We start from the raw sequence: 21,972 nt of genomic DNA, 5'->3' as shown, positions 1-21,972 counted from the left end.
AATCACAAACAATGAAATCATTTATGAAGCGTAAATCATTCGTCTTGGTAGCTGTATTGCTGCTCGTAATCTCTGTGTTTACGGCGGGATGCTCTTCATCGTCAACTAAATCGGAAAATTCATCAAGTAATAAATCAAATGTCATTCAAGCGTATGGCGAACTTGATCCGCAAGTTTCCGGACAACAAATCATCGCTCAAGAAAAAGGCTATTTTAAAGAAGAGGGCTTAGCGGTTAAAAACCATCTTATGGCTGGTCCGGATCAGAACGCTTCGCTTATTTCAAGCGGCAGCGCCCAAGTGATTTTCGGCTCCATTTACAATAATATTTCGGTAGCGGCGAATGGTGTCAACGCAAAATTAATTGCTCCGCTCGCTAATGCTGGGAACACACAAAGTGTTGTCGCACGCAAAGGTTTGAAAATAAAGTCTGCTAAAGATCTCGAAAATTTGAAAATTGGGGCCACAACCGGATCCGGAGTCATCATCGCGATCCAGAGTATGTGCAAGGAACTCGGTGTCGATTACAACAAAATCAAATTTGTCAATCTACAAGCCGCCGATCAGTTGACTGCTCTTGAAAAAGGTAATGTGGACGCTATAGCCGTATGGGAGCCTTGGGTAGGAAAAGCTGTTGCTGCCGGCGGAAAGATACTGTTTACGGGTAAGAAGTCATATTTGCCAGATAAACAAGGCGATGTTAATTGGCTCAACTTTTATATGACCGTGGCTGTGTCTGATACGTTTTATAAAGAGCATCCGGATCAAGCAGTGAAATTTTTGCGTGCGTTAAATAAAGCTACAGCATTTATTAATGAACATCCGGATGAAGCTGCAGAAATAGTTGCGAAAAAGATTAAAATTTCAACGAGCGATGCAAAAAGAATCATGGCAAAAAATAATTATTCGATGGCTTGGAACAAAGATTTTACAGACAGTGCGAGTGTTATGGGGAATTTTATGAAGGCAAATAAAAACATTAAAGAAGTACCGGCATTAAACAGTTATTCCTCAACCAGTTTGCTAAAAAAAGTGGGCAACAAATTAATTGAAGTAAATGAATAAACGGGAGTGACCCTCTTTGTTTGATTTAATCATAAAAAACGCAAACATTGTTACAGCGGAGCGTATGTTTTCAGGCAGTGTTGCGGTGAGCGGGGAAAAGATCGGAGCGCTGCTGCCAGCGGATACGACCGAACTTGCACATTCAGTCATTGATGCTGATCATGCCTTTCTTTTCCCAGGACTGATTGACGCACATGTGCATTTTAATGATCCTGGCTTTGAATGGCGTGAAGATTTTTCTCATGCGACGCAGGCTGCTGCGCTTGGTGGAATAACAACGGTTGTCGATATGCCGCTTCAAAATGAACCGGCATTAACGGATCAAACCATTTTTGAACGAAAACATCAGTTGTTAAAGAAAAAGGCATATATCGATTATGCATTCTGGGGCGGAATGATTAATGACAATCTTGACAAGCTCAGAGAATTAAATGAGTGCGGAGTGACATCGTTTAAATCATTCCTCGCTCCTGTATCAAACGATTATACGTCGCTTGATTATGGCAGAGTCCGAAAAGGACTAGAAATCATCAAAGAATTTAATGGACTTGCCGGTTTTCATTGTGAAGACTTTGGCATCATTTCTTATAATGAAACAACTGCTGTTAGGAAAGGGAAAACATCGCGAGAAGACTACTTACAGGCTCGACCTGTGGTTGCTGAATTAATTGCTGTACAATCAATCATCGAACTGTCACGTGAAATCGGCACACGCGTGCACATTTGCCATGTGTCACATCCGTTGGTAGCTGAAGCCATCAAGCGCGCAAAGTATGAAGGCGTTCCGATTACTGCTGAAACGTGTCCGCACTACTTGGTTTTCAATACGAAACAGTTTCTTGAAAAAGGGATGTATTTTAAATGCGCACCTCCGTTAAGAAGTAAAGAGGCAAGTGAGAGTCTTTGGGATTATGTGAAGGACGGTACGTTAGATTTAATCGCGAGTGACCATTCTCCCTGTGCGCCGAAGGAGAAGTCGGAAACTGAAGGTTCCTTTAAAGCATGGGGCGGGATTAGTGGCGTCCAGACAAGTTTGCAGGTTATGTTTCACGAAATAAAGAAAAGAGGATGGTCCCCAACCATCCTCTCAAGAATGATGTCTCGAAATCCTGCAGAAGTCTTTGGCATTAGTAAGCGAAAGGGCGAACTAACCCCAGGATATGATGCTGACTTTGTTCTTGTTGATCCCAAAATAGAGTGGGAGATCAAAGAAGATCAGTTAGCCTATTTAAATAAGCAATCCGCCTTTATTGGCTATAAAGGAGTGGGGCTGCCCATCTGTACAATTTTGCGTGGTCAAGTGATTACAGAAAACAGAACGGTGGTTGGGAAGTCTGGAGAAGGCAAGCTGCTTAGAAGAGAACGTTGATGAGCATTCATAGAAACTAAACGCGTCTTTGATCGTGTAAATAAGGCGCGTTTTTTCTGCTAATCAAATTGTTTTGATAACCCTTTTTTGACATGCAATCGACAAAACATTCGAAAAATGGTTCAATGATGAGTAACAAGGATGTGGGTTGGAGTGTTCATTTTGAAAGTGCGCGATATTTTTTTCGAACCCGTTTTCAAAGGATTTAAATGGATTGCAGGAGAAAAAGGCGGAGAAAGGGAAATTCGCAACATCAATATGATGGACGCACCGGATATTATTGATTATTTGAAGCCAAATGACTGGCTCGTTACTTCTGGATACCATTTGCAAAATCGGAGTGACTTCTTTCTTGAGCTTGTCGAAAAAATGGCAATGAAGGGCTGCGCAGCACTCGGTATTAAAACGGATCGATTCATGAATGGGATACCGAATGAAGTAATCGAACTTGCCGATCGGATTAACTTCCCCTTGATCTATATTCCAAATCGCATCCCTCTGGTTGATATCGTTAATCAAACACTGACCTCGATTCTTCACGCGCGCACGGAAGAACTGCAGCTTGCCATTGATACGCATCAGCAATTTTCTAATCACATTATGAGCGGAGAGGGCGTTGCGCGACTTTTACAGGATTTGTCGAAAATTATCGGTTGTCCTGCTGCTCTTCTGGATACGTTTTTTAAACCAATTGCGGTTTCAAGTGATGCGAGTGAAAAAGATGGAGCGGATCGTTTTCACATACTCAGGCAGGTCGGTTCATCCTTTGCACAAATGAAGGAACCTTATAATGCATTTTGCGTCACAAAATCGCACCAAGCGTTTACCTTGTTCCCTCTCTATACGTATAAAACGAAGCGTCATTTTTTAATTATAGAAGGATTCGTCCCACAAGAAGAACGAATCATGGTACTGACTATTGAGCAGGCGGCCAATGTTCTTGCCTTCGAACTCATGAAGGATGAGGCATTAAAGCAGAGCGAACGGAAAATTCGCGACGCCTACTTATCGAAGCTTGTCACAGGAGAGTTTACATCCAAGGATGGAATCATTAATCGTGCGCGCGAGTTTGGCATGTCCAATGAGCAGAAGATGATTGTCGTTGTTGGGAAGCTTGATCTTGACGACAGCCGGACGAGTTTTACAAAGTTCAGAATGAAAACGAATGAGGTCAGCGAGTTTATCGAAGGAGAAATGGAAAATTTGCCTTTTAACGGCTACTTTTTTGTGAAAGATAGTTTCTGTATTTGCTTGTTTGTCGTAGGGGAAGGATGGGTCGATGGTCCGCGGCGGCTCTTGCCTTACCTGAGCAGAGTTCAGAAACGAGTGGAACAATTTTTTTCTGAAACTATTTCTTTCGGATTTAGTAATCTTTGTGTGGATCTCTCCGACTTGTCGCGGGCGTATCAGTCAGCGGTCGATGCGTTGCAATCGGGCTTGCGTTCTGGGCGTCGCAAATTTATTCAAATCTATCATTCCAAAGGTTTTTCCGACCTGTTGCGCATGGTGCCATTGGATGATTTGAACAAGCTATATCGTGAAACGTTTCAAGGGTTGGCGTTTCCAGAGAGGGAAGAGGATAAGGAACTATTCCATACGCTCATTGTCTTTTTTGAGTCGAATTGTCAGATATCCGAGACAGCTAAGAAATTATTTATTCATCGGAACACCGTCATCTACCGAATTGATAAATGCGAACAGCTTCTCGGTACGGATTTGAAGGATCCTGAGACGGGTTTCTTGATTCGTTTCGCGTTTCGCTTAAAGTCGCTCCTTGATGAATCAAATGAAATGGATTACTCGCAATGAGTAATTGTGCAGTTTAACTGAACTTTGATGAAAAAAATAGAGATTGTGTCAATGGTCGCATTTTAAAAATTTGCTAAAATGAAGCTGTTCGATACATGTTACGTAACTTCACATAGAAAGAGGGCTCGTCAGATGGCTTTTCGAACCTCAGCGCCGTTAACGGAAGAGATCGCTGAACGAATCAATTGGTTAGGGCAGATTGGACGAACCGACAATGGCGGTGTGACACGCTTGCTTTATAGCGATTCATGGCTGAAAGCGCAAACCGCTGTAAAGCAGAAAATGGAAGAAATGGGGTTATCCGCTCGCTTTGATGATGTCGGTAATGTTTTTGGAAGAGTGGAAGGAACAGAAGAACGTGATCGTGTGATTCTTACAGGATCGCATATTGATACAGTTGTTGACGGAGGAAAATATGACGGAGCCTTTGGCGTACTTGCGGCGATGATTGCGGTCAGCAGACTGAAGCAAGAATATGGCGCGCCCAAAAAAACAATCGAAACTGTCGCGCTTTGCGAAGAAGAAGGCAGTCGATTTCACTTAGCCTTTTGGGGATCCGGATCGATCACCGGACGCTATCAATTGAGCGACGCCACTACAGTGACGGATGGACAGGGCGTGACGCTTGAGGCTGCCATGCGCCTAATGGGATTCGGTCAAGGCAAATATCCGGCGGCAAGACGCGAGGATATCGCCTGTTTTTTGGAAACGCATATCGAGCAGGGACAGATCCTGGAGCGTGAGCATTTGGCGTGGGCGCCGGTCAGTCACATTGTTGGAATGAAACGCATGATTATTCACCTTTCCGGAGAGAGCAATCATGCGGGAACGACGCCTATGACCGGTCGCCGGGATGCTCTGTACGCCGCATCGCAAATGATTTCCGATGTCATTAGTCACGCGAAAGAGCAGAACAACGGACTTGTGGCTACGGTGGGCCAGATAAGCATCCAGCCTAATGTCGGGAACGTTATTCCAGGCGGTTGCACGTTTGCACTCGATGTCCGTCATCATGAATATGATGTTCTCCATGATTTCTGCACGAAAGAGCTTGAGAAATTCCGGTTGATTGCGGAAAAAGAGTCTGTTGATCTGGATAGTAAAACATGGCTTGATGATGCACCGGTGAAGATGGATCCGGCCATGACACAGCGCCATGTGTCGCTTGCGCGGAAGGCAGGCATTCCATTTAAAACAATGGTGAGCGGTGCGGGCCATGATTCGCAGATCTTCGGCACCTACTGTCCAACGGCGATGATGTTTGTACCCAGTCACAATGGCATCAGTCATTCGCCTAAGGAATTTACGAAGCTGGAAGATTTGGAAACCGGTGTACGTATGCTGATGAAAATTTTGCGTGAAATGGCTTATTAAATCATTTACTTGCGGAAAAGAGTGGAACTATGGAAACAACGATGGAACAACGCATGCTAAAAGTACCTCCGCGTAAAATTATGACTCCGGGACCGGTTGAGGTTGATCCGCGCGTGCTGCGCGCGATGTCGATGCCGATTCTCGGGCAGTTCGATCCGGCGTTTACGCAGGTCATGAACGAAGTAATGGCTATGCTGCGCGAGGCTTTTCAAACAAAAAACCAGTGGGCTTATCCGATTGATGGAACCTCGCGGGCCGGACTTGAGGCGGTCATTGCTAGTCTCATAGAACCGGGGGATCGGATGCTTGTCCCGATCTATGGTCGTTTTGGCGATTTGTTTGTTGAAATCGGTGAGCGTTACGGCGCGGAAATTCATACGATGACCTGCCCGTGGGGAACGGTTTTTGATCCGCAGGACGTCATTGCGGAAATCAAGAAGGTTCAACCTAAAGTCGTAGCACTGGTTCACGGGGAAACGTCGACCGGACGGATGCAGCCTCTGTCTGAAATCGGCCATGCATGCCGAGAATTGAATGCGCTGCTCGTCGTCGATAGTGTGGCGACGTTCGGCGGTGCCGATGTCCGCGCTGATGAATGGTGCCTTGACGCGGTGATCGGCGGCGCGCAAAAATGTCTTTCCGTACCATCTGGAATAACGCCGATCACATACAACGAACGAGTGGAACACGTGATTTTGAGCAGGAAGAAGGTTGAGCGTGGAATTGCGACCGAGTCAGATCAACAGGCAGCTGCCGTCAGCCCGATCCGAAGCAATTATTTTGACTTGAGTCAGCTTCAGGACTATTGGAGCGAACGCAGGCTGAATCATCATACTGAGGCGACATCAATGGAATACGCGCTGCATGAGGGGCTGCGGATTGTTTTGGATGAAGGGCTGGCGAAGCGTTTTGCACGGCACAAATTAAATGAAAAAGCGTTGGCGGCAGGCATTGAAGCCATGGGACTTGACTTGTTCGGAGATCCGGATTGCAAAATGCCGACAGTCACCTGCGTGTCGGTTCCTGAAGGCGCGAATGCAGATGAGGTACGAAATGTATTGTTGACTCAATTTGGTATTGAAATTGCCGGCTCATTCGGCTCTCTTCAAGGGAAGATTTGGCGAATCGGTACAATGGGCTACGGCTGCCGCAAGGATAATGTGCTCACGGTTCTTGCCGGATTGGAAGCTTCGTTGATTCGTTGCGGTGTCTCCGTCAATCGCGGAGAAGGGCTGCAGGCGGCGATGGATGTTTATGATGAGGCAGCGGATTAAATAACAGTTCGGATTGTTTTCATTTTAAGGGAGATGAAGGCTGTGCCTTATGATTTGCTGATCAAAAATGGTGATGTTGTGCTCTCGAATGAAGTGAAACGGCTCAATGTCGGCGTTTTAAATGGAAAAATTGCGTATCTTGGCGAATCACTGAGCGAGCAGGCAAAACAGATCATTGATGCTGAAGGAAAAACAATTTTTCCTGGAATGATTGATGTTCATGTTCATTTTGATGAGCCTGGCCGAGCGAATTGGGAAGGCTTCGAAACCGGATCGGCGATGCTTGCCGCGGGCGGCTGTACCACTTTTTTTGATATGCCGCTTAATGGTGTTCCATCAACGGTTACTAAAGAGGCGTTTATTGATAAAGTGGCGATTGGTGAAGCAAAGTCACATATTGATTTTGGCCTTTGGGGCGGACTTGTCCCGGAGAATCTGGATGACTTAGCTGATCTGGCTGATGCTGGTGCAATCGGATTTAAAGCTTTTTTATCTCCTTCAGGAAATCCCTATTTTCATTCTGTTGATGATGAGTCGCTTCTTGAAGGAATGAAACGCATTGCGAAAACCGGATCGGTGCTCGCGCTTCATTCAGAAAGTGCACCGCTCGTCACGTTTCTTCAAAAGGAAAAAGAAGTTAGCGGGTTAACAGGATATGATGACTATGCGGAATCCCGACCGGTCCAAGCAGAAACTGAGGCAGTTTCGCGAGCATTAACATATGCTGAGCTGACCGGCTGCCCACTGCATTTTGTTCATATCAGTACGGTCGAGGCTGTTGCGTTGATTCAAGCCGCTAAAAAAAGAGGGCAGGATGTTACGCTGGAAACCTGCCCGCACTATTTACTTTACAGTCATGAGGATTTTCGCAGGATCGGCGTTGTGGGTAAATGCGCGCCCCCACTTCGTGCAGAAACGGAACGGAGCGGCTTAGTTGATCTTCTGATTCGGGGACAGATTGACATGCTCTCTTCAGACCATTCGCCATGCGAGTGGATAGACAAACAAACAGACAGTATATTTTCTGCATGGGGCGGGATTAGCGGTGGTCAATTTTCGCTATTAAGCGCGATTGAGATCGCTTTAGCCCACCATCTCCCGCTTACTAAAGTGGCGGATTGGACGGCGAAGCTTCCGGCAGAACGCTTCCGTCTTACGTCACGAAAGGGAGAAATCCGCGAAGGTGCCGATGCGGATCTTGTAATTGTTGCGCTGGATGTCCCTGAACAGGTGACCAAAGACAAACTCTATCAGAAAAATAAATTCAGCCTGTACGAGGGCCATGTTTTCCCTTCAAGCATACAGACGACGATTAATCGGGGGACGGTTGTCTTTTCTAAGACAGATGGCATCAATGGTGCAGCTGCCGGAAAGTGGCTTTGCCCCGAAAAGTAACCGTATAAACTCCTATAAATAATGAATGGACCGTGTATCAACTGTGCACGGTCTTTTTACAGCTTAAGAAAGTATCAGACTTTGCCTTGCCGGTACGACGATAAGGTCATAAGACTCGGTTGGGCGATTAGGTAAGCCGCCCAATCTGAGAAATAAGCGGAAAAATTCCGCTTATTTAGAAAATGAATGAAAAAATTGCTTAAATAGACGGAGAAATTCCGCTTATCGAATTGAAAAACGTGAAAATGGAGGGTTTTTCTGTGAATAAGCGGAAAAATTACCCTTATGTACCTGTGAAACAAGCGCCATGATGCACATAACCGGAAAATCTCCGCTTATTTTACTCCGCAATACTGAATTAAGGACCGGGCGCTTTTTGCCCGGTTTTTCTACTGCTTTATCGTGTGATAAAATATGACATGGTTTAAAGGGAATAGGTGAATGAGTACAAAGAAGAATTACTTTTTTATTCATTATGGCTAATGACAAACATTGGAATGCATTTTAATATAATATTTGTAATATTTTTTAACATCATTTGTGATTTAAAGAAACATTCTTTGCTCGTCTCTTTAAAAGGGATTAGGCGCGCGAAGAAGAGACGGCTGATGATGCGTTCGTCAACTTGTTTGCTAATATCAAAATATTCTGGATAACGGAGGGTATACGTATGGGTTCACATGAAATTTTTAAAGGGACGATCACGGAACCGAGTTCACGTCTGTATAACGAAGATCTGGCTCCTGCCAAGGAAAGACGCTGGACGACCTACAGCTTATTGTCGATGTGGATGTCTGATGTACACAGTATCGGTACCTATACTTTTGCTGCCGGCTTATTTTTTCTTGGATTGAGCGGTTGGGAAGTTCTGGTTGCCGAAATCATTGGCGCTTTTGTTGTCATGTACCTTGCGAATATGACCGGTGTGGCTGGAACCAAACTTGGTGTGCCTTATCCGGTTCTGTCGCGCATTTCATTCGGTGTATTCGGCGGGAACGTGCCTGCATTGATTCGCGGATTCATCGCCATCTTTTGGTATGGAATTCAGACGTACCTTTCATCCGTTGCCGTTGTCGCAATCCTTTTACTTATCTTTCCGGACATGAAATCGATGATGGGCTACACATTCCTCGGACTTTCGCTTCCTGGATGGATCGATTTTCTTTTCCTTTGGCTGCTGCAGTTCGTTGTATTTAATTATGGGATGGAATTCATACGTAAATTTGATAACTTCTGTGGTCCGGTTGTTTATCTGATGATGCTGATCTTAATCGTTTGGATCGCGATTAAGGCAGGTGGAAAAATAAATATCGGTGTCAGCCCTGTGAAAATTTCTTCAGGACAGGCAGTTATTCAATTTTTCAGTGCGATTTCACTTGTTATCGCTTATTTCTCAACAATCATTCTGAACGTCAGTGACTTTACTCGCTTTTCACCTTCAGTGAAGACGACGAAACGAGGGAATTTCTGGGGGCTGCCCGTTAACTTTACCGCCTTTTCACTGGCTTCTGTTGTTGTGACAGCCGGAACCATTACTGTATTTGGAAAAGCGATCACGGATCCGGTTCTCCTCATTCAGCGTGTGAGCAATCCGTTTTTCCTTGTTGTGGGCGCAATCGTCTTTATTATTGCCACAATGGGAGTGAATATTGTCGCTAATCTTGTATCTCCAGCCTATGACTTTGCTAATCTGGCACCGAAACATATCAATTTTCGCCGCGGAGCGATGATTACATCGATTCTCTCAATCGTTGTGATGCCGTGGCAAGTGTACAGCAATCCGGTTGCCGTCAACTATTTCCTCGGCGGACTCGGCGCTTTTCTCGGACCGATCTTCGCCATTATTATTGTCGACTATTATTTAATTAAGCGCGGTAAGATCAACGTGCAAGCATTGTATGAAGAGAAGAAGAGTGAATACTGGTATAAGAACGGGTACCATGTAAAAGCGTTCGTCGCATTCATTGTGGGAATCATTATCACGGTTCCTTTGGCACTCATTCCCGTATTTTCAGCTGTCGCCGCGTTCTCATGGCCGATCGGTGTGCTCATTACCGGGGCTGTATACGGTGTTATGATGCGCAGCGAACAAGTTGCCGCAGGTGCTGAATTTTCTGGAGCAGAGTAAGGGAAAAAATTCCTGATTTTCAGATAAATAGATAGGACAAAAAACATGAGCGAGCAGCTGCTTACTCATGTTTTTTTATTTGTGCGAAATCTATGTAAGTCTGCTTCTTGAAATTCGCAAGTCATTGGTTGCTGAGAAAAAGGAAAGCCAGGCTGAGGCATCGCGGGAAAGCCTGATTTACTGCTAAAGTAAAGCGCAACCATTTTGTATCAGAAAAGCATGGTATAATAAAGGAGGATTGAACAGAACGGGGGACGATTACAGATGGATAAAACACCACTTTTTCTAGAGCCGGCGCTTCACGATAAAATATGGGGCGGCACGCGGTTGCGCGACTTGTTCGGGTATACCATACCGAGCGAGACAACCGGCGAATGCTGGGGGATTTCGGCACATCCGAACGGTCCGGCTGTGATCAAGAACGGTCCGCTCGCAGGGCAAACACTAGCCGACGCATGGTCGGGGCACCGAGAGTTATTCGACAATTATGCCGGAGATGATTTCCCGCTGCTAACCAAAATTCTTGACGCACGCACAGATCTTTCCGTGCAAGTTCACCCGGATGACGCTTATGCGCAGGCTAAGGAACATGTGCCATTCGGCAAAACGGAATGCTGGTACATTATTGACTGTGATGCGGACTCAGAAATTGTGTACGGTCATACGGCTCAAACGCGAGAAGAATTTCGCAAGGCCGTTGCCGAGAAAAAATGGGACAGCCTGCTGCGTCGTGTAAAGGTAAAACCAGGCGACTTTTTCTATGTGCCGAGCGGGACCATACACGCGATTTGCGGCGGCTGCTTGATTCTTGAGACACAACAAAGCTCGGACACCACCTATCGCGTCTATGACTATGACAGACCGGGAGCGGACGGAAAACCACGCGAACTGCATATTCAGCAATCAATTGACGTCGCGAATTGTCCGCATGTCGATCCTGAATTAACTTATCATGTGCATCAGGAAGCAGAAGCGAAATTCACGGAACTATTACGGGAGAGCCTATTTACTGTTTCTCACTGGGAAGTACGCGGCCATACGGAACCGATTAAGAAAAACTGGCCGTTCCTGCTAGTAAGTGTGCTTGATGGTAAAGGAAAGCTTCAAATTGAAGGCTCAAGCTATGATTTGAAAAAAGGCGATCACCTTGTTGTACCGGCGGACGTTCAAACACTGCAAATCTTTGGAACCGCGGATTTGATCGTTTCGAATCCGGTATAATTAATGGGCGCCAAGCGTAAAAAACCGACTATTTTAGTGATCGGTGCGTCATGTACTCACGATTTTCCAAGTCAAGCAGCCTCAGCGGTCCCTGAGCAAGTCAAGCCCAAATTACGACGCAGAAAAAAGAAATCAATGATCAGCCTGAGCAGTCAAGGTGACGCGCGCGTTCTCTTTTTTAATGGGATTGACGATGAAAATGAGAAGAAAAATTGGACAGTTGCCGAGAAAGTCATTTCGCGTTGCAGCGCTGTTTTGCTGCTGCAGGATGCGGTTGTCGGCGTAGCGCTTCAAGCTGCCGAGATTGCTAAAAAGCATCATGTGAAGGTATTGATTGATCCTGAGCCTATGCTCGATTTAAAAGAAAAAATAAAACGAGCGTCACTGCAGCTCACGTTGAAATCAAGCGGAGATCGAAAGAAGCATGCCGTCAGTAAAAAATGGCGGAAAAGACGCAGCTGTGTCTAATAAAAACTGGAGCGAGAGATAATCTCCCACTCCAGTTTTTGCATCTATTGATTTATTTTTTCTTCAGAAAATCATAGATGGTCGCAAAATCGTAGTCACCTTTGCCTTGCTGCTGGCATAGGCCGTACATCGCTTTAACCAAATTTGACAGGGGCAGCGCAAAACCATGCGCGTAGGCTTCCTCGGAAGCGAGTTCCATATCTTTATAGATACTGTTCACTTTAAAATCGGCATTCTCGAAATCTTCCTTCATTATTTTGTTTTCTTTGAAATGAAGAATCGGCGCGGCAGTTGGACCGGCGAAAAGCGATTTGATCACGCCGGTTTTGTCCAAACCAAGACTTTCACCAAAAGCGACCGCCTCGGAGAAAGCGGCAACGGTTTGTCCAAGCATCAAGTTGTTGACAAGCTTCATTGCTGTTCCGGTGCCATTTGGCCCTTTATGATGCACTTCTTTTCCCATCACATCGAGCAGCGGCCACGCTTCTGCAAGATCCGCTTCGTCACCGCCGACAAAGAAAATCAATTCGCCTTTCTCAGCGGGTCCGGTTGAACCGGCAACCGGTGCGTCCAAAAAGCGAATGCCTTCCTGCTTTGCGGCGCCCGCTAGTTTTGCCGATTGGGTTGGGCTGATCGTGCTGCTGTCGATCCAAAGCGCGCCGGATTTCATTCCCGCAAGCAGTCCGTTGCCGCCATAGGCGACAGCGTCAACCGCCTGAGGATTTGCCAGCATCGTGACTATGATCGATGCTTGCTCACCAACCTCCTGCGGTGAGTTCGCCCATTGCGCGCCCTTGTCAATAAGTGGTTTGGCTTTCGACTGGGTACGGTTGTAAATGATCAAATCATACCCTGCATCGAGCAATCGGCCCGCCATCCGGCTGCCCATGATACCGATACCAATAAATCCAATCATCTGTGTCGCTCCTTAAGTGCGCCGAACAGTTGCGATTCGGCGCTTATTTTAGAACTAATGTCTGTATCCAATTCCTACAGTCAGAATAGCACACATTTTTACCGATACACATTAAATTGCCTTATATCAAGGGTTGCTATAAGGGGGATCGTGATATAATGAACGATACGGAATGCTTGATACGGAGGTATTATTTTGATTGAAATCATTGCTACTGCAGAATCGTACGAACAGGCGAAAGCGCTGCTTGACAACGGTGCGGACAGGCTTTATGTGGGTGGACACCCATTTGGGCTGCGGCTGCCGGAGTCACTTGATTTAGAACAAATCGGCCAAATCACCAAGCTTGCTCATCAACGTGAGAAAAAGGTGACTGTGGCATGCAACGCGCTGATGCACAACGAGCAAATTAAAAAATTAACTCCATATTTATCCAAACTAGCGGAGCTTGACGTAGATACACTCTCCATTGGTGATCCCGGCGCAATTTTTGTCCTTAAAGAGCTTGGTTTTCCTCTGCAATTTATCTATGATGGCGGAACCTTGGCTACGTCGGCGGAGCAGCTCGCATTTTGGGCTGGACAAGGGGCGTGCGGCGCAGTCGCTGCCCGAGAATTGACGTTAAAAGAATTGATCACCATGCAGAAGATGCTGAAACAGCCGATTGAGGTTCAGGTCTATGGGCCGACCTGTATTCATCAGTCCGGGCGTCCGCTCTTAACCAATTATTTTAATTATACAGGTGGGACGGCTCAGGCTGAAAAAGCCAGCGAGCTCTACTTGCGCGATCCCAAGAATGAGAATAGCCAGTATCCAATCGTTGAGGATGAGGAAGGAACGCATATTTTTTCGACTGAAGATTTGTCATTGATGGGCCAGCTGAAATTGATGGTTGAAAACGGACTTGATACTTGGAAACTCGATGGCGTACTGTGTCATGGCAATCAATTCGTGCAAATAGTTGCTCTTTTTGACGAGGCGCGGCGATCGATTGAGGCGGGGACATTTATAGCGGAGAGCTTCTGCAACCGGCTAGCCAAGATTCAACCTGAGCAACGGCCGCTCGGAACCGGATTTTATTTGAAAAGTCCTGAGGACGTTCACTAATCGCATGGGTGAAGGAGAAATTTGATGAAAAAGATTGAAAATAAGCCGGAAGTACTGGCTCCGGCAGGTAATTTGGAAAAGTTGAAAATGGCGATCCGCTATGGAGCGGATGCGGTGTACATTGGTGGACAAGCATTCGGACTGAGATCACGCGCCGGAAATTTCTCCTATGAGGAAATGACGGAAGGCGTGGCATTTGCCCACGACCGAGGAGCCAAGGTATTTGTCGCAGCCAACATGGTGACACATGAGGGCGACGCTCGGGGCGCGGACGACTTTTTCAAGACACTGAAATCAATTGGTGTGGATGCGGTCATCATTTCGGATCCCGCACTTATTGTTGTCTGTTTCAATGCCGCTCCCGGTCTCCCGATTCATCTGTCGACACAGGCATCGGCGACTAACTACAAAACACTTGAGTTCTGGAAGAGTATAGGACTTGAGCGGGTGGTACTTGCTAGAGAAGTAGGCATTGAAGAAATTCGTGAAATGAGGCGCCATACAGATATTGAAATTGAGGCTTTTGTCCATGGGGCGATGTGCATCGCTTATTCCGGGCGCTGCACACTCTCCAATCATATGGTGAATCGTGACGCGAACAGAGGCGGCTGCGCTCAATCCTGCCGCTGGAAATACGATCTGTTTGACATGGATAACGGTGAGGCAAAATCGCACCTGCGTGATGGCGAGCCGTTTTCGATGAGCGCTGTTGATCTGTCAATGCTCCATCATCTGCCGGATATGATTGATGCCGGAGTGAACAGCCTCAAAATTGAAGGACGCATGAAGTCGATTCATTATGTTTCAACAGTATCCAATGTGTATCGCAGCGCGGTTGACGCTTATTGTGACGATCCTGAGCATTTCAGCTTTGATCCCGCGTGGGACGAGGAAATCTGGAAAGTCGCTCAGCGTGATCTGTCGACCGGTTTTTATTATGGTGTGCCGACGGAGAAAGAACAACTCTTTGGCAAGCCGCGTACGATTCCGAAATACACATTCGCCGCCCAAGTACTGGATTATGATCCGGATACGCATATCGCCACACTTGAGCAGCGTAATAATTTTGGCGTCGATGAAGAGGTCGAATTTTACGGACCGGGTTTTACCCATTTCAAACAAACAGTCCGCGATTTGTGGGATGAGGACGGAGAGCCGATTGACCGTGCCCCGAATCCGATGATGACCGTGACGATGACAGTCGACGCACCTGTTGAGCCCTATTTTCTGATGAGGAAAAAATAAATAAATTGTTGAGAAACCCCTTTGTTCACAACAAGTGAGCGGAGGGGTTTAATTAGTGTTTAAATTATATTTGAACTGCCGGATACCGTTGACTGAAGCGGCATAGAGCCTGTCCCCAATCATAGGGTTGCCTCCATGCCCTTGAATTTTCCGAAAAAAAAGACTACGCTAGTGTTAGCAGTCGCATTACATGAGTGCTAATCCATATTTTCCTGTATCACTATTGAATTTCAATTTGAAGGAGTGCGATTTTCGATATGAGTGAACAGGTAGCTTATGTCAGTACGTATTTACCCCAGAAGTGTGGCATCGCCACATACACATATCATTTGAGACAGAATGTGCAGAAAGCCAAACGCGATTCTCTCGCAGATCCTGTTGTCATTATCAAAGACAAGGACACACTGTATCCGGAAGATCCGTTCTCAAGTTGGGCCATTGAGCGGGAAAACAGATCGGATTATACGCGGATCGCAGAGCAGTTGAATCGCAGCGCGGTTTTAGCGGTTTCGTTGCAGCATGAATTTGGTATTTTTGGAGGAAATGCGGGCGAATATATTCTCGATTTCGTCCGTACACTTAAGAAACCGCTCGTCACCACGTTCCATACCGTCTTCAAACACCCCGAAGAGCCGTACGCATCCATTCAACGTGAATTGGTCGCGCGCAGCGACAGGATTGTGGTGATGAATCACAAAGCCATCACCTATTTAAAAAACGCTTTCCAAATCTGTGAAGATAAAATTGCGTTCATTCCACACGGTACACCCGTTCCGGATATGAAAAAGCGCTCGGATTTCCGAGGGAAAATTGGTTGGACGAACCGAAAAGTGATTATGACCTTTGGTTTTCTAAGCCGCAACAAAGGGATCGAAGCCGTTCTGTGCGCGCTTCCTGAAGTTGTAAAAAAAGTACCGAATGCGCTCTATGTGATCATTGGTCAGACCCATCCGAATGTGAAAAAGCAGGAAGGAGAATCTTATCGTAACGAACTTAAAGCACTGATCTGTCAGCTTCATTTGGAAGATCATGTGCAGATGATCGATGAGTTCATGACAGAGCAAGATCTCGTTCGCTACATTACGGCATGTGATCTGTATATTACGCCTTATCCAGGGCTTGACCAGATTACAAGTGGTACGTTGGCATACGCGATTGGGCTTGGTCGGCCGGTGCTGACGACCCCGTACCGGTACGCTCAAGATCTGCTCAAGGGCTATGAAGAACTGTTTGTTTCCTATGAGGATAAAGCCGGCTGGGTGGAAAAAATGAATGCGTTGCTTTTCAACGATACATTACGCACCGACTATCAAACAAAAATGGCACACGTTGGATTATCGATGAGCTGGCCGCAAGTCGGCAAAAAATATAATAAATTATTTGCGGAAGCAGCAATGAAACTGCCGTCATCCGGGGTGGACACAATTGCCAGAATTCAAGATTAAGTTGACACATTTGAGGCGGATGACCGATGATACCGGACTCATTGAACATGCATTAGGCAACATTCCACGTCGCAGCGAAGGCTACTCAACGGATGACAATGCCCGCGCACTTTGGCTCGTATCGGAATGGCAACGGCTTTTGGCAGATGATCCGGCAACGACAGAGGAACCAGTCCAACTGGTTCGTTTGTCTGAGATCTATTTATCATTTCTCGAATACGCGCAGCAGCCGGACGGTCACTTCCATAATAATTTTGCCTATGATCGTTCTCTGGAAGCGGAGCAGCCGTCCGATGACTGCCTTGGCCGCGCGCTTTGGTCCTGCGCGGTTGCCAGTTTGACTCAACCTCATCCGGACAGTCGATTCGCCGCAGCGATGCTCTTCCAAAAAGCGTTTCAAGCGGCGGATACGATGAACCATTCACGCGGGATCGCCTATGTGCTTTCTTCCGCAAGTTTGCTTCTAGCCCGCAGTAATGAATTGAGCGGGATTCCAGAGTTCCAAAATTTTATTCGGCAAGAAGCACCGGAGCGTGTTCAGTCTTTTGAAGCGAAATTACTGGCTCTGTTTGAACAAAATTCAGATACCGATTGGCGATGGTTTGAGCATGCCATGACCTATGGCAACGGCGTACTGCCTTGGGCGCTTTTTCAATCGTTCCAAGTAACTGGAAACAGTGATGCCCTGCTCATCGCTAATGAATCGCTTGATTTTCTAATCGAAAAAATGACGATGGCAGACGGACTGATTCATCCAATCGGCAATCAGGGGTGGTGCACGCGGAAACAGTGCAGCAGGTGGGATCAGCAACCGTTGGAAGTGATGAAACTGGCACTCGCAGCCGAGCAAGCCGCTCGCTTACTCAGTGATCCTGAAAAATATCTTGGGATCTTGGAAAAATGTCGCGATTGGTTTTATGGGGCAAATGATCTGCACGCTTCGGTTGCGGACGCAACAGATGGAGGAGGACGTGATGGTTTGGAACAACAGGGTGTCAATCAAAATCAGGGAGCCGAGTCTACGATTGCTTATCTGATGACTGAATTAATCTGTGCGCGAACGGTGAAGGGAAAAGGCGAGCCTGTTGAAAAACATGGACTGACCTTATAAATTGATGCACGTGAGAGCGAATTGATGTGCCGAATCTATTGAAAAATAGATGACGTGCATTATTTTTTTTTGCGGTTTTTCCTCGAGAAGGACAGAGGCTGTTTTCATAGAAGTATATACTTCAGCTTTCATATAGAAGAAACGATTAACACGCGGCTCAGTCTACGATGAACTGGATTACGCGGGATCTGTTGATAGAAAAATAACAAAAACATAGTTGAATACTATGAATAATGGGTTGACTTCTATACAGATGGCTCATACGATGGATTTATAGGAAAAGATGACCAGATTCTTTGGTGGAATCGGTAGTGAAGGAGGACAAGCACATGGCAGATTTCAGCAATTCAGATTTTGTGACACGCTGTATTCATGTAGGCAACGACATTGACAAGGAAACAGGTGCGATCCGCAGGCCGATCACGATGGCGAACAGCTATCGGCTTCCGGATGACGCGTCGACACTCAATTGGAGTGATCCAAATAATATTATCTACACTCGAACGACATCGGCGAACCAATTTTATCTGCAAGAACGGCTTGCATCACTTGAAGGTGGCGAGGATTGCGTTGTGCTCGCCACTGGCGTTGCGGCTTTGGCAGGTGTGTTCTTCAGTTTTATTGACCAGGACGCGCATGTGATCTGCACGGATGTTTCCTACATCGCGGTTTACCGCCTGCTTCACGAATACTTCCCGGATAAATATGGTGTCGAAGTTTCGCTCGTGGATACCTCGAATGTGGAAGAGGTGCGAAAAGCGATTCGTCCGAATACAAAATTAATCCACTTGGAGACTCCGGGGAATCCAACAACGCGTGTCAGCGATATCGCCGAGATTGCCGAATTGGCTCATGAAGCCGGAGCACTTGTTTCTGTCGACAGCACGTTTGCCTCACCATTCATTCAGCGGCCACTTGAGCTCGGCGCCGATCTAGTGATTCACAGTCTAACCAAGTACATAAACGGACATGGCGACGCGATGGGTGGGGCAGTGATTGGAAAAACCGAACTGATTGATAAAATAAAACGAGAAGCCATGGTTAATATCGGCGGGGCAATCAGCCCATTCAACGCTTGGCTGATCACGCGCGGCATCGTGACTTTGCCCCTGCGCATGAAACAACACAGTGAAACAGCGCTAAGGGTCGCCCAATTTCTTGAAGCTTATCCTGGAGTAACATTCGTTGCCTATCCGGGACTTGAGAGCCATCCGCAACATGCAATCGCTAAGAAACAGATGCACGGCTTATATTCCGGCGTTCTCTCTTTTGGCATTGACGGCGATGTCGCGCGTCACAATGATTTTGTGAACGCATTGCAACTCATCATCTCCGCCGTTTCGATCGGACATGACGAGAGCTTAATCGTCTACACCGGTCCGGATGATGAACGAATAAATTACTATCCTGAGGAATTCCGCAAGCACGGATTCCTGCGCTTCAGCGTCGGACTTGAGAGCGCGAATGATATTATTAAAGATTTAACACAAGCGTTTGAAAAAGTAGGTTTGTGAACTAAAGCGATATGGCGGAACCCGATTCAGGGTTCTTTTTTTTTGCTTCCTATTTAAAAATGCAAAATTATTTTTTAGCCAAGTGAACCAACTAGAAATTTATTTTTATAAATTAAAACAAATAAGCTGTTAAATTATGATCTTTATGTTATTGTAATGATAACAAAATAGAATAATGATTCCAATCAACAGTTCGATGAAAGAAGATGTCTCGCGGAGCGACCTCAAGATTTATGGCGATTATATAAGCGAATTGTTTCACTTGTGGCGAAGCTTTCGTGTACAGTAAGCATACATAGGTGGACATGATCATCATGGATATTTTTTTCACCAAACTGTACGTTAATTATATTAACCGGTTGGCAATTGAGAGTTCTGACTAAAGGAGATGTTCATGTGGCTGATGCTAAGCCTGTAGAACACGTGGATTCACGTCGAATCGCAGGAAATATACTTAAAGGTTCCTTAGGCAATATGATTGAATGGTATGACTGGTATGTTTATGCCGCTTTCGCAGTGTACTTCTCAACGGATTTCTTCCCGTCAGGAGACACAACATCACAACTGCTGAATACAGCGGCAATTTTTGCGATTGGCTTTTTAATGCGGCCGATTGGCAGTCTGATCATGGGGCGCTACGCCGACCGTCATGGCCGCCGCGCTGCACTGACACTTTCCATCCTGATTATGGCTGGCGGTTCGCTCATCATTGCCGCGACACCAAACTATCAAACCATTGGTATTTTCGCACCGATTATTCTTATCCTAGCCAGACTTTTCCAAGGATTGTCGCTTGGCGGCGAATACGGCACTTCTGCGACCTATTTGTCAGAAATGGCAAACAAAGGACGTCGCGGATTCTATTCCAGTTTCCAGTATGTAACCTTGGTCGGCGGACAACTCGTAGCACTCGGCGTCCAAATCATTCTGCAATTATCACTTAATGAAGCTGAATTGAGAGCTTGGGGCTGGCGCATTCCATTCGTGATCGGAGCGCTCGGAGCACTTGCTGTTCTGTGGTTGCGACTGTCGATGGATGAATCCGACCAGTTCAAGAAAATGTCCGGAAAAACCAAGAAGAATGCGGGAACGATCAAAGCACTGATGAAATATCCGCGTGCGGTTCTGACCGTTGTAGGTTTGACACTCGGAGGAACGGTCGCTTTTTACACTTATACAACGTATTTACAGAAATTTATGATCAACTCTGTAGGACTCGACAAGGAAGTTGTCAGCATCATTAACTTTGTCGCACTGCTCATCTTCCTAGCGATGCAGCCGCTCGCCGGCATGTTGTCTGATCGAATCGGCCGCAAACCGCTGCTGTTCTTCTTCGGTATCAGCGGCAGCATCTTGACTGTGCCACTGTTCCTGCTCATGCGCGCGTCGCATAGCGTAACCGCAGCCTTCCTATTGATGCTGCTCGGCTTGATCATTGTTACAGGTTATACATCGATCAACGCGATCGTCAAAGCCGAGCTGTTCCCGACCGAAATCCGCGCGCTCGGTGTCGGTCTGCCTTATGGACTAACCGTCGCCATCTTCGGCGGTACCGCCGAATTTGTCGCCCTGTGGTTCAAGAGCATCGGCATCGAAACCATGTTCTTCTTCTACGTGGCCATCTGCGTTTTCGTCAGCTTGATCGTCTACTGGCGCATGCAAGAGTCGTCAAAAACTTCGTATATTGAGGCGGAGTTGGAGGAATAAATCTTAAGAACGAATTAACTAGATAAAAGTTTAAACCCAGCATCTGATTCGGATAAGATGCTGGGTTTTATTGTTTTTGTATTATTAGGAGAAAAGGCTACATTTTCGCTAGAACGTAGCCTATGAAAATATAAAAAACTAATAACTATCGCCATGTGGTAGTAATCAATTGATGATTGACCTCTTCATCATTAATTCCCAAGTAAAATCGTGTTTCTTTCGGAGATCTGTGTCCCAATAAATACATTGTTTTCATAATATCATGATTACTATCAATATAAAACCGCCAAGCTGCAGTTTTCCGAGTTGTATGACAACTGATATGAGTTGAGTTAAGCCCTGAATAGTTAGCAGCCCATTTTAAAAGTTTGTGAATCCATTGACGTTTAAAAGGAAAGATTAGATCTTCCTCATCTTTATCCTCAAGATAATTCTCCATCCTCTTACGACAACTTTCGTTCAAAACGATCACTCGCTCAAGACCCGTTTTCATCGTTCGAACATGAACATAGCCATTCGTAATGTTTTTCTTACGTAAAGACAGAATGTCAGAGACGCGCAAAGCAGTTGATAAAGCAAATTCAAAATATAAAGTATAAATTTCTCCTTTTCGTTTGCTCGCCAACGCTGAAAAAATTTCTCGAATTGCGTTCTGATCTTTAATAGGAATACTTGCCATAAAAGCTTTCAACCACCAGTACAGTCGGGGATAGTACACCTATTACTATACCACGTTATAAGAGATACGTTCTAGCGAAAATGTAGCCGCTACAACAAAAGTAAAGTGTTTTATCAAAATGCAAGCTGAGAGAGCGGTGTGATTTG

Annotated in this window: 17 protein-coding genes; 15 read left to right on the top strand and 2 right to left on the bottom strand. The window is 46.0% G+C overall.

Annotated elements, in window-relative coordinates; translation table 11 throughout:
* Nucleotides 1-11 precede the first annotated feature (11 nt).
* The 9 genes from BM003_RS06430 to BM003_RS06390 all read left to right on the top strand — a co-directional run bounded on the left by BM003_RS06430 (nucleotide 12) and on the right by BM003_RS06390 (nucleotide 12,102).
* Nucleotides 12-1,064, top strand: a complete 1,053-nt coding sequence (locus BM003_RS06430) for an ABC transporter substrate-binding protein (protein ID WP_093671283.1) — start codon at nucleotides 12-14, stop codon at nucleotides 1,062-1,064.
* Nucleotides 1,065-1,080: 16 nt separating this feature from the next.
* Nucleotides 1,081-2,433: an allantoinase AllB gene (allB, locus tag BM003_RS06425; protein ID WP_093671281.1), complete on the top strand. Its 1,353-nt coding sequence runs from the start codon at nucleotides 1,081-1,083 to the stop codon at nucleotides 2,431-2,433.
* Nucleotides 2,434-2,586: 153 nt separating this feature from the next.
* Entirely contained in the window at nucleotides 2,587-4,242 is a 1,656-nt protein-coding gene (locus tag BM003_RS06420) for a PucR family transcriptional regulator (RefSeq protein ID WP_245734107.1), read from the top strand.
* Between the two features lie 132 nt (nucleotides 4,243-4,374).
* Nucleotides 4,375-5,616 carry an allantoate deiminase gene (gene allC / locus BM003_RS06415; protein ID WP_093671279.1) on the top strand — a complete coding sequence of 414 codons (1,242 nt, stop codon included), beginning with the start codon at nucleotides 4,375-4,377 and terminating at the stop codon, nucleotides 5,614-5,616.
* Nucleotides 5,617-5,645: 29 nt separating this feature from the next.
* Entirely contained in the window at nucleotides 5,646-6,890 is a 1,245-nt protein-coding gene (locus tag BM003_RS06410; RefSeq protein ID WP_177184672.1) for a pyridoxal-phosphate-dependent aminotransferase family protein, read from the top strand.
* A 42-nt stretch (nucleotides 6,891-6,932) separates the two neighbouring features.
* Nucleotides 6,933-8,285, top strand: a complete 1,353-nt coding sequence (gene allB, locus BM003_RS06405; protein WP_093671277.1) for an allantoinase AllB — start codon at nucleotides 6,933-6,935, stop codon at nucleotides 8,283-8,285.
* Between the two features lie 670 nt (nucleotides 8,286-8,955).
* Nucleotides 8,956-10,413, top strand: a complete 1,458-nt coding sequence (locus BM003_RS06400) for an NCS1 family nucleobase:cation symporter-1 (protein ID WP_177184671.1) — start codon at nucleotides 8,956-8,958, stop codon at nucleotides 10,411-10,413.
* 264 nt (nucleotides 10,414-10,677) lie between these two features.
* Nucleotides 10,678-11,634, top strand: a complete 957-nt coding sequence (gene manA / locus BM003_RS06395) for a mannose-6-phosphate isomerase, class I (RefSeq protein WP_093671275.1) — start codon at nucleotides 10,678-10,680, stop codon at nucleotides 11,632-11,634.
* Nucleotides 11,635-11,637: 3 nt separating this feature from the next.
* Nucleotides 11,638-12,102: a hypothetical protein gene (locus BM003_RS06390; protein ID WP_093671273.1), complete on the top strand. Its 465-nt coding sequence runs from the start codon at nucleotides 11,638-11,640 to the stop codon at nucleotides 12,100-12,102.
* A 52-nt stretch (nucleotides 12,103-12,154) separates the two neighbouring features.
* Here the strand turns inward: BM003_RS06390 and BM003_RS06385 are convergent, their stop codons facing one another.
* Nucleotides 12,155-13,018, bottom strand: a complete 864-nt coding sequence (locus BM003_RS06385) for an NAD(P)-dependent oxidoreductase (protein WP_093671271.1) — start codon at nucleotides 13,016-13,018, stop codon at nucleotides 12,155-12,157.
* Nucleotides 13,019-13,216: 198 nt separating this feature from the next.
* Between BM003_RS06385 and BM003_RS06380 the strand changes: the two genes are divergently transcribed.
* The 6 genes from BM003_RS06380 (at nucleotide 13,217) to BM003_RS06355 (ending at nucleotide 21,147) form a co-directional block, all read left to right on the top strand.
* Nucleotides 13,217-14,125, top strand: a complete 909-nt coding sequence (locus BM003_RS06380; protein ID WP_093671505.1) for a peptidase U32 family protein — start codon at nucleotides 13,217-13,219, stop codon at nucleotides 14,123-14,125.
* Between the two features lie 24 nt (nucleotides 14,126-14,149).
* On the top strand, nucleotides 14,150-15,370 hold the full coding sequence (locus BM003_RS06375) for a peptidase U32 family protein (RefSeq protein WP_093671269.1): 1,221 nt from the start codon (nucleotides 14,150-14,152) through the stop codon (nucleotides 15,368-15,370).
* 257 nt (nucleotides 15,371-15,627) lie between these two features.
* Nucleotides 15,628-16,815 (top strand): glycosyltransferase family 4 protein, encoded by a 1,188-nt coding sequence (locus BM003_RS06370; RefSeq protein ID WP_093671267.1) that lies wholly within the window; start codon nucleotides 15,628-15,630, stop codon nucleotides 16,813-16,815.
* Nucleotides 16,796-17,926, top strand: a complete 1,131-nt coding sequence (locus BM003_RS06365) for a glycosyltransferase (RefSeq protein WP_245734105.1) — start codon at nucleotides 16,796-16,798, stop codon at nucleotides 17,924-17,926. The genes BM003_RS06370 and BM003_RS06365 overlap by 20 nt, the downstream gene beginning before the upstream one ends.
* A gap of 329 nt (nucleotides 17,927-18,255) precedes the next feature.
* Entirely contained in the window at nucleotides 18,256-19,440 is a 1,185-nt protein-coding gene (locus BM003_RS06360) for a trans-sulfuration enzyme family protein (protein WP_093671265.1), read from the top strand.
* A gap of 474 nt (nucleotides 19,441-19,914) precedes the next feature.
* Entirely contained in the window at nucleotides 19,915-21,147 is a 1,233-nt protein-coding gene (locus tag BM003_RS06355) for an MFS transporter (RefSeq protein ID WP_245734122.1), read from the top strand.
* A 145-nt stretch (nucleotides 21,148-21,292) separates the two neighbouring features.
* Here the strand turns inward: BM003_RS06355 and BM003_RS06350 are convergent, their stop codons facing one another.
* Nucleotides 21,293-21,826: a tyrosine-type recombinase/integrase gene (locus tag BM003_RS06350; RefSeq protein WP_093671261.1), complete on the bottom strand. Its 534-nt coding sequence runs from the start codon at nucleotides 21,824-21,826 to the stop codon at nucleotides 21,293-21,295.
* Nucleotides 21,827-21,972: the final 146 nt, after the last annotated feature.

The sequence above is a fragment of the Sporolactobacillus nakayamae genome (assembly GCF_900113325.1).
GTDB classification, from domain to species: Bacteria; Bacillota; Bacilli; order Bacillales; family Sporolactobacillaceae; genus Sporolactobacillus; species Sporolactobacillus nakayamae.
The sequence above is the reverse complement of the archived record's forward strand: the minus strand, read 5'-3'. Positions and strand labels throughout refer to the sequence as shown.